The 8,111-nt window shown below is 43.1% G+C and carries 10 protein-coding genes and 2 tRNA genes; 11 read left to right on the forward strand and 1 reads right to left on the reverse strand.

The window, feature by feature from the left end:
* The first annotated feature begins 80 nt into the window (after positions 1 to 80).
* From RAC86_RS31640 to tsaD, 7 genes are all read left to right on the forward strand, one after another.
* Positions 81 to 157: transfer RNA gene (locus RAC86_RS31640), tRNA-Met, on the forward strand.
* A 61-nt stretch (positions 158 to 218) separates the two neighbouring features.
* A tRNA-Asp gene (locus RAC86_RS31645) sits at positions 219 to 295 on the forward strand.
* A gap of 181 nt (positions 296 to 476) precedes the next feature.
* Complete coding sequence (thiL, locus tag RAC86_RS31650; RefSeq protein ID WP_072565840.1) at positions 477 to 1,454, forward strand: thiamine-phosphate kinase; 978 nt, start codon at positions 477 to 479, stop codon at positions 1,452 to 1,454.
* 14 nt (positions 1,455 to 1,468) lie between these two features.
* Positions 1,469 to 1,945, forward strand: coding sequence for a tRNA (adenosine(37)-N6)-threonylcarbamoyltransferase complex ATPase subunit type 1 TsaE (gene tsaE, locus RAC86_RS31655; RefSeq protein ID WP_014112873.1), 477 nt, complete (start codon positions 1,469 to 1,471; stop codon positions 1,943 to 1,945).
* A complete protein-coding gene (tsaB, locus tag RAC86_RS31660; RefSeq protein WP_072565841.1) occupies positions 1,926 to 2,615 on the forward strand; it encodes a tRNA (adenosine(37)-N6)-threonylcarbamoyltransferase complex dimerization subunit type 1 TsaB in 690 nt (229 codons plus the stop codon). The genes tsaE and tsaB overlap by 20 nt, the downstream gene beginning before the upstream one ends.
* A gap of 9 nt (positions 2,616 to 2,624) precedes the next feature.
* Entirely contained in the window at positions 2,625 to 3,080 is a 456-nt protein-coding gene (rimI, locus tag RAC86_RS31665) for a ribosomal protein S18-alanine N-acetyltransferase (protein WP_061186107.1), read from the forward strand.
* Complete coding sequence (gene tsaD / locus RAC86_RS31670) at positions 3,073 to 4,113, forward strand: tRNA (adenosine(37)-N6)-threonylcarbamoyltransferase complex transferase subunit TsaD (RefSeq protein WP_072565842.1); 1,041 nt, start codon at positions 3,073 to 3,075, stop codon at positions 4,111 to 4,113. The genes rimI and tsaD overlap by 8 nt, the downstream gene beginning before the upstream one ends.
* 226 nt (positions 4,114 to 4,339) lie before the next feature.
* Here the strand turns inward: tsaD and RAC86_RS31675 are convergent, their stop codons facing one another.
* A complete protein-coding gene (locus RAC86_RS31675) occupies positions 4,340 to 6,268 on the reverse strand; it encodes an ABC-F family ATP-binding cassette domain-containing protein (protein WP_072565843.1) in 1,929 nt (642 codons plus the stop codon).
* 125 nt (positions 6,269 to 6,393) lie between these two features.
* On the opposite strand from RAC86_RS31675, the gene moaC reads away from it, so the two are divergent.
* The 4 genes from moaC to tatC all read left to right on the forward strand — a co-directional run.
* Complete coding sequence (gene moaC / locus RAC86_RS31680; RefSeq protein ID WP_014112879.1) at positions 6,394 to 6,906, forward strand: cyclic pyranopterin monophosphate synthase MoaC; 513 nt, start codon at positions 6,394 to 6,396, stop codon at positions 6,904 to 6,906.
* Positions 6,903 to 7,550 carry a redox-sensing transcriptional repressor Rex gene (locus RAC86_RS31685; protein WP_003225686.1) on the forward strand — a complete coding sequence of 216 codons (648 nt, stop codon included), beginning with the start codon at positions 6,903 to 6,905 and terminating at the stop codon, positions 7,548 to 7,550. Before moaC ends, RAC86_RS31685 begins: the two co-directional genes overlap by 4 nt.
* Before the next feature lie 21 nt (positions 7,551 to 7,571).
* Complete coding sequence (tatAY, locus tag RAC86_RS31690; protein ID WP_003225684.1) at positions 7,572 to 7,745, forward strand: sec-independent protein translocase protein TatAY; 174 nt, start codon at positions 7,572 to 7,574, stop codon at positions 7,743 to 7,745.
* Between the two features lie 6 nt (positions 7,746 to 7,751).
* Positions 7,752 to 8,111: twin-arginine translocase subunit TatC (tatC, locus tag RAC86_RS31695; RefSeq protein ID WP_377886433.1), on the forward strand; the 360-nt coding region annotated here is incomplete at its 3' end.

An 8,111-nucleotide genomic window follows, 5' to 3' on the forward strand; every position in this document is an offset into this window, starting at 1 on the left:
TCTTCAGCGCCGATGGTAGTCGGGGGTTTCCCCCTGTGAGAGTAGGACGCCGCCAAGCTTTTATCTTAAATTATTATCATCGCGGGGTGGAGCAGTTCGGTAGCTCGTCGGGCTCATAACCCGAAGGTCGCAGGTTCAAATCCTGCCCCCGCAACCAAATATATAAATGATATAAGAAGTGCCCGAAGGGTGCAGACAAAATCATTTTATACAAATATGGTCCGGTAGTTCAGTTGGTTAGAATGCCTGCCTGTCACGCAGGAGGTCGCGGGTTCGAGTCCCGTCCGGACCGCCATTATTGTAAACGAAACGATCATGTTTTCGTTTTTTTTGTGTTTTCTTTTATTGTATCTTTCTGCTTGGTGTCATAGCCAAGCTTTCTTTATATCGGCAACATCTTGGATATTCCAGCAAAATTCGATACACTAGGAAGAGTACATATAGGCCATAAGCAGGTTGAAAGGAGGTTTTGGTTCATGGATGAATTTGATTTGATACATAGCATTACTCCGCGGACCATTTACCATTCTTCCGTTGATGTAGGAATAGGTGATGATGCAGCACTCTACACTGCGAAACACGGCGTTCAGGAAATTGTTTGTGTGGATACTATGGTAGAAGATGTGCACTTTAAATTACACTATTCCTCACCTGAAGATATCGGGTATAAGGCGTTAGCCGTTAATATAAGTGATATTGCCGCGATGGGAGGCATTCCTAAATTTTATTTGGTATCACTTGCGGTACCTGCAAAATGGACGGAATCTGAAATCAAGGCAATGTATGAAGGAATGAATGAACTGGCGAAACTATATCATATGGATCTGATTGGCGGCGATACAGTCTCTACCTCTGATAAATTAGTCGTAACGGTCACTGTGATCGGTGAAGTAGAAAAGGGACGAGCTTGTTTGCGCAGCTTGGCAAGACCGAATGATATTGTGTTTGTAACTGGGGAAATTGGTTCATCTGCAGCAGGACTTTCTTTATTATTAGAGGAGAATAATCCTCAAAATTTATTTTTGGACACGGATTACTTTATCAACAGGCATAAACGGCCTCAGCCAAGAGTAAGCGTCGGGAGATTATGCTCGAGTATTAAGCGGGCAGCTTTAAATGATATCAGTGACGGATTAGCTAGTGAACTGAATGAGATTGCAGAAGCCAGCTGTGTTTCAATTGAAATTGATGAAAGCATCCTCCCGGTCCATTCTGACTTGCCTAAGCTTCATTCTAACTGGAAAGAATGGGCTTTGTTTGGCGGAGAGGATTTTGAGCTGACTGGGACGGTTTCAAAGGAGGAATGGGAAGTGTTGAAGCAGGAGTGCAAAATTCGTCAACTGCCCATTACAAAGATTGGCCATGTCAGGGAAAAAACAGAATCCAACGTGATCCTAAAAACAGAAAAAACAACAATGGCCTTAGAGAAAAAAGGATATAATCATTTTAAATAAGACGGGTGACTCGTGTGAAGCAATTAAAGTGGAGAACTGTAAATCCTGAAGAAACAAAAGCGATAGCAAAACTTACGGCATCGTTTGCTAAGCCGGGAGACGTCCTGACATTAGAGGGCGATTTAGGTGCCGGAAAAACGACTTTCACGAAAGGTTTTGCGGAAGGACTTGGCATTACACGTGTTGTAAACAGTCCGACTTTTACAATTATAAAAGAATATAATGATGGCTCACTTCCTCTTTATCATATGGATGTGTATAGAATGGAAGACGAAAGCGAAGATTTGGGACTTGATGAATATTTTCACGGACAAGGTGTCTGTCTCGTTGAATGGGCCCATTTAATTGAAGAACAGCTTCCGCAGGAGCGACTGCAAATTGTCATCAAAAGAGTTGGTGATGATGAGCGGGAAATTACCTTTACTGCTGTCGGGAATCGGTATGAAATGCTTTGTGAGGAGATAAGTAGACATGACAATATTAGCAATTGATACATCAAATTATACGTTAGGCATTGCACTGCTTCGAGAAGATACCGTCATAGCAGAATACATTACATATTTGAAAAAGAACCATTCTGTTAGAGCGATGCCTGCTGTTCATTCATTGCTGAACGAATGTGATATGGCACCGCAGGATCTTTCTAAAATTGTTGTTGCAAAAGGCCCTGGTTCATACACAGGAGTAAGAATAGGTGTGACGCTCGCCAAAACACTTGCCTGGTCTTTACACATTCCGATTTCTGCTGTATCAAGCCTTGAGGCGCTTGCGGCAAATGGCCGGCATTTTGACGGTCTGATCAGTCCTATCTTTGATGCAAGACGGGGACAGGTGTATACAGGTCTGTATGAATACAAAAACGGGCTTTTGGAACAAGTGGTTCCTGATCAAAATGTGATGCTGGCCGAATGGCTGGAGATGCTAAAAGAAAAGGATCGCCCTGTTTTGTTTTTAGGTCATGATACTTCTATTCACAAGCAGATGATAGAGGATGTGCTTGGGACAAAAGGGTTCATTGGAGCTGCTGCTCAGCATAACCCGCGTCCTTCAGAATTGGCTTTTCTAGGTGCGGAAAAGGAAGCAGCTGATGTTCACGGGCTTGTCCCGGATTACTTGCGGCTGGCAGAAGCTGAAGCGAAATGGATTGAAAGTCAAAAGTAGGGTGATAGGATGAAAACAAAAGCAGCTGTCAGAAACATGCGGCTTGATGATATTGATCACGTATACGAAATTGAAACATCCTCCTTTACGTCTCCTTGGACGAGGGATTCGTTTTATCATGAGCTGATGGAAAATCCGTATGCTCATTATCTCGTGATTGAAAAGGACGGCCATGTTGCTGGGTATTGCGGGATTTGGATTGTGATGGACGACGCCCAAATTACAAATATAGCAATAAAACCGGAGTATCGCGGCAAGTCTTTAGGAGAAGCGCTTTTTCGCTCAGCGATTGAACTGTGCAAAGAAAAAGGCGCAAGGCGGCTTTCGCTTGAAGTGAGGGTTTCTAATCATCCTGCTCAAGGTTTATATAAGAAGTTCGGGATGCAGCCCGGCGGAATAAGAAAGAACTATTATACTGATAACGGGGAAGATGCGTTAATTATGTGGGTGACGATAAATGAGTGAGCAAAAAGAGATTTACGTATTAGGAATTGAAACAAGCTGTGATGAAACAGCGGCAGCTATCGTAAAAAACGGGAAAGAAATCATATCAAACGTAGTAGCCTCTCAAATTGAAAGCCATAAGCGCTTTGGAGGCGTTGTTCCGGAAATTGCTTCCAGACATCATGTTGAGCAAATCACTTTGGTCATAGAAGAGGCTTTTCGTAAAGCTGGCATGACGTATAGTGATATTGATGCGATTGCAGTCACTGAAGGTCCGGGACTGGTGGGAGCGCTTCTTATCGGAGTGAACGCTGCTAAAGCATTGAGCTTTGCGCATAACATTCCGTTAGTTGGCGTCCATCATATAGCCGGTCATATATACGCGAACCGTCTTGTAGAAGAAATCGTGTTTCCGGCACTGGCATTGGTCGTTTCAGGAGGCCATACGGAATTGGTTTATATGAAGGAGCACGGATCATTTGAAGTCATTGGAGAAACTCTCGATGATGCAGCAGGAGAAGCCTACGATAAAGTGGCGCGAACGATGGGACTGCCGTATCCGGGTGGACCGCAAATTGACAAGCTTGCTGAAAAAGGGAATGACAATATTCCGCTTCCTCGGGCATGGCTCGAAGAAGGCTCTTACAATTTCAGCTTCAGCGGGTTGAAGTCTGCGGTGATCAATACGCTTCATAATGCGTCTCAAAAAGGACAAGAGATTGCTCCGGAAGATTTGTCTGCCAGTTTCCAAAATAGCGTAATAGATGTCTTGGTGATAAAAACGGCCCGTGCGGCAAAGGAATATGGTGTCAAACAGGTCCTTTTAGCCGGAGGGGTAGCTGCAAACAGAGGCCTCAGAGCCGCATTAGAAAAGGAATTTGCCCAGCATGAGGGGATTACGCTTGTCATTCCTCCGTTAGCATTATGTACAGATAATGCTGCGATGATCGCTGCAGCTGGTACAATTGCTTTTGAGAAGGGCGTTCGCGGTGCATATGATATGAATGGCCAGCCTGGCCTTGAATTGACTTCTTATCAAAGTCTCACGACATAATGGCGTGAGGCTTTTTATCTGTTATTAACAGATAATTCTCAATTTATCCACATATCTGTTAGTAATTATGAAGATATCGATGGATAAAGGGCTGAAGACACTGTTAATAAAGTGGATAAATTCAGAATATTTTGTGGATAATGTGTATAAAGCGTTTACTTTGTTTGTTTATAAGGTTATTTTCTGTGGATAAAAAAGCACCTCTAAAAAGAGGTGCTTGACTTTTTTAATCTTCTTCTGTGGATAGTTCTTCCCATTCAGACAAAAGAGTTTCCAGCTCCTGATTGAGTTTCTCGGTGTCTGCATGGATGGCTTGTACCTTTTCATGGTCTTGATAGACTTCCGGATCACATAGCAATTCATCATTGTGACTAATGTTTTCTTCAATGGTTTGAACAGTGGTTTCAATTTCTTCAATCCGGCGGAGCCGTTGGCGCTCTTTCTTTTTCCATTCTTTTTCTTCCTCGTAAGAACGTTTGGAGTCAGACTTTACCGCAGCAGGCGTTTTTTCTATTTCCTCTTGCTGATTCATTTTCTCCAATTCAAGCTGCTCTATTTTTTTCTCCGTATAATAATCGTAATCTCCCAGATACTCTTCTATATGATTTGAAGAAAGCGCCAATACTCTTGTGGCGATTCTGTTAATAAAATATCTGTCATGAGAGACAAATAACAGTGTGCCTGGATAATCAATCAGCGCGTTTTCAAGAACTTCTTTGCTGTCTAAGTCCAGATGGTTCGTCGGTTCATCAAGGATGAGAAAATTAGCTTTTTGAAGCATTAGCTTAGCAAGGGCCAATCTTGCTTTCTCACCCCCGCTCAGTGAATGGACGGGTTTCAGTACATCATCTCCGGAGAATAAGAAATTGCCGAGACAAGTTCGGATTTCTTTCTCCGGAAGACCAGGGTACTCATCCCACAGCTCATCAAGGACGCGTTTAGAGGAAGTCAGTTCAGCCTGCTCCTGATCATAGTAGCCGACACTGACATTCGAGCCGTATGAGATTGTTCCTTGATCTGGCTTTAGGGTGTCCATTAATGTTTTCAGTAAAGTCGATTTACCGATTCCGTTAGGGCCGACAAGAGCGGCGCTTTCTCCTCTTGTGAGCATGAACGACACTTCTGTTAAAAGCGGCGGCTGGTTTTCATAGCTGATTGTGAGATCCTGAACGCGCAGGACTTCATTTCCGCTCTGTTTTGTAATATCAAAATGAAAGTTTGCGGATTTTTCATCGCCGAGCGGTTTTGACATGACTTCCATTCGCTCCAGCTGCTTTCGGCGGCTTTGCGCTCTTTTTGTGGTAGAAGCTCTCGCAAGATTTCGGTCTACGAAGTCTTGAAGCTTTGCGATTTCATCCTGCTGCTTTTCATACACTTTAAGATCTTTTTCATACTGCGCGGCTTTTTGGTCGAGATAAGCGCTGTAGTTGCCGTGATATTTTTTGCTTTCAGCTCTTGATACCTCGTATACTTGGTTTACTACTTTGTCCAAAAAGTAGCGGTCATGCGAAACGATGAGAATGGCGCCTGAATAGCCTTGCAAATAATGTTCAAGCCAGGTTAGCGTATCAATATCGAGATGGTTTGTCGGCTCATCGAGAATGAGCAAATCAGGCTGTGTTAACAGAAGCTTACCAAGGGCCAGCCTTGTTTTCTGACCCCCGCTGAGGCTTTGCACCTGTGTTGAATCGTCAAAATGGCTGAAACCAAGTCCGTGAAGCACAGATCTGACATCCGCTTCATATTGATAGCCGCCTTTATCTTTGAATTCCTGCTGAAGCCGGTCATAGGTTTTCATGATGCTTTCCAATTCACCAGGATCAGCTGCCGCCATTTTTTCTTCGATAGCCCGCATTTCCTTTTCCATTGCTTTTAAGTGGTCAAAAACAGTCAGTAGCTCTTCTTTTATGGTAAGCTTAGAATCCAAGCCCGTATGCTGGGCAAGATATCCCATTGTAATATCTTTCGGTTTAATGAGTTCGCCCTTTTCATACGAAAGCTGGCCTGCGATAATTTTAAGCAGCGTGGATTTTCCCGCGCCATTTCTTCCTACAATGGCGACGCGATCACGATTTCTGACTTCCAGCTTTATATTGTTTAAAATAGTATCAGCACCAAATGATTTGGATAGCTGATTAACTTGTAAGATCATCATATTATTTCACCTCTGCTATAATAAGTTAAGTGTAGCTTATGAACCAGAAGTCAGCAAACAATACATTGGCTGAATAAGACATAGAGAAGAAAATAGTGTATGATCTGTTTAAGGAGAGTTTTAATATGAATGGATTTTCTCATTTTAATGAACAGGGCAGAGCCCAGATGGTGGACATCAGCGAAAAATCTTCGACTGTCCGTACTGCGGCGGCTGTTTCAAGCGTACACATGAAAAATGAAGTGTACGAGAAAATACAAAGTCATGATATCGGCAAAGGAGATGTACTGGCTGTTGCGCAGGTGGCAGGCATTATGGCCGCAAAGCAAACGTCGAATATCATTCCGATGTGCCATCCGCTTTCACTGAGCGGGGTAGATATATCGTTTGACTGGAAAATAAAAGAAGCAGAAGTTATACTTCATATAAAAGCACAGGTCAAAACGAAAGGGAGTACAGGTGTGGAAATGGAAGCGCTCACTTCTGCATCGGTGTGCGCTCTTACCGTTTACGATATGTGCAAGGCCCTTGATAAGGGAATGGTCATCGGCCCTACTTTCTTGCTGGAGAAGACAGGCGGGAAAAACGGTGACTTTAAAAGAGAACTATCCGAGTATAATGTGGAGGACCAAAAATGAATAAGGATCAATCAAAAATTCCGCAGGCGACGGCAAAACGGCTGCCGCTTTACTATCGCTTTTTAAAGAATCTGCATGCGTCAGGAAAACAGCGTGTATCATCCGCTGAACTCAGTGATGCCGTAAAGGTTGATTCTGCCACGATTCGCAGGGATTTTTCCTATTTTGGAGCTCTTGGCAAAAAAGGATATGGATATAATGTGGATTATTTGCTTTCATTTTTCCGAAAAACGCTTGATCAGGATGAGATGACAGACGTCATCTTGATTGGTGTGGGGAACTTGGGAACGGCATTTCTTCACTATAATTTCACAAAAAATAATAACACAAAAATTTCTATGGCTTTTGATATAAATGAGAGTAAAATAGGAACTGAGGTAGGCGGCGTGCCTGTCTATAACCTTGATGACCTTGAACAACACGTAAAAAATGAATCAGTTGCCATTCTTACAGTGCCAGCAGTTGCCGCTCAATCCATTACAGACAGATTGGTCGCGTTAGGAATCAAGGGAATCCTTAATTTTACGCCGGCCCGTTTGAATGTGCCGGAACACATTCGAATTCATCATATAGATTTAGCTGTAGAGCTTCAGTCACTGGTTTATTTCTTGAAGCATTATTCAGTTTTAGAGGAAATCGAATAGAGGGAAAGGAGGAGCCCAAATATGCCGATCGGTCCTGGAAGCCTTGCTGTTATCGCAATCGTTGCTCTGATCATCTTCGGTCCCAAAAAGCTGCCTGAACTGGGGAAAGCTGCTGGAGACACACTTCGTGAATTCAAAAATGCTACTAAAGGATTAACGAGTGATGACGAGGAAAAAAAGAAAGAAGATCAGTAAGTTAGGATGACACGAATGAAAGTGAATCAAATGTCGCTGCTGGAACATATTGCTGAGCTTCGAAAACGATTGCTGGTTGTGGCACTGGCATTTGTCGTTTTCTTTATCGCAGGATTTTTTTTAGCGAAGCCCATGATTGTTTATTTGCAAAAAACGGATGAAGCGAAGGAGCTTACGCTTAATGCGTTTAATCTGACAGACCCGCTTTTTGTGTTTATGCAATTCGCGTTTATCATCGGGATTGTCCTAACCTCGCCGATTATTCTTTATCAGCTTTGGGCTTTTGTGAGTCCAGGCCTCTATGAGAAAGAGCGCAAAGTAACGCTCAGCTACATTCCGATCTCTATTTTGCTGTTTTTAGCGGGC

It is taken from the genome of Bacillus sp. LR_5, assembly GCF_042709275.1.

What these genes read in the sequence shown, in the direction of transcription:
- rimI (WP_061186107.1), top strand. Translation starts at nt 2,625, where the DNA reads ATGAAAACAAAAGCAGCTGTCAGAAACATGCGGCTTGATGATATTGAT.
- tatAY (WP_003225684.1), top strand. Translation starts at nt 7,572, where the DNA reads ATGCCGATCGGTCCTGGAAGCCTTGCTGTTATCGCAATCGTTGCTCTG.
- RAC86_RS31675 (WP_072565843.1), bottom strand. Translation starts at nt 6,268, where the DNA reads ATGATGATCTTACAAGTTAATCAGCTATCCAAATCATTTGGTGCTGAT.
- tsaB (WP_072565841.1), top strand. Translation starts at nt 1,926, where the DNA reads ATGACAATATTAGCAATTGATACATCAAATTATACGTTAGGCATTGCA.
- tsaD (WP_072565842.1), top strand. Translation starts at nt 3,073, where the DNA reads ATGAGTGAGCAAAAAGAGATTTACGTATTAGGAATTGAAACAAGCTGT.
- moaC (WP_014112879.1), top strand. Translation starts at nt 6,394, where the DNA reads ATGAATGGATTTTCTCATTTTAATGAACAGGGCAGAGCCCAGATGGTG.
- RAC86_RS31685 (WP_003225686.1), top strand. Translation starts at nt 6,903, where the DNA reads ATGAATAAGGATCAATCAAAAATTCCGCAGGCGACGGCAAAACGGCTG.
- thiL (WP_072565840.1), top strand. Translation starts at nt 477, where the DNA reads ATGGATGAATTTGATTTGATACATAGCATTACTCCGCGGACCATTTAC.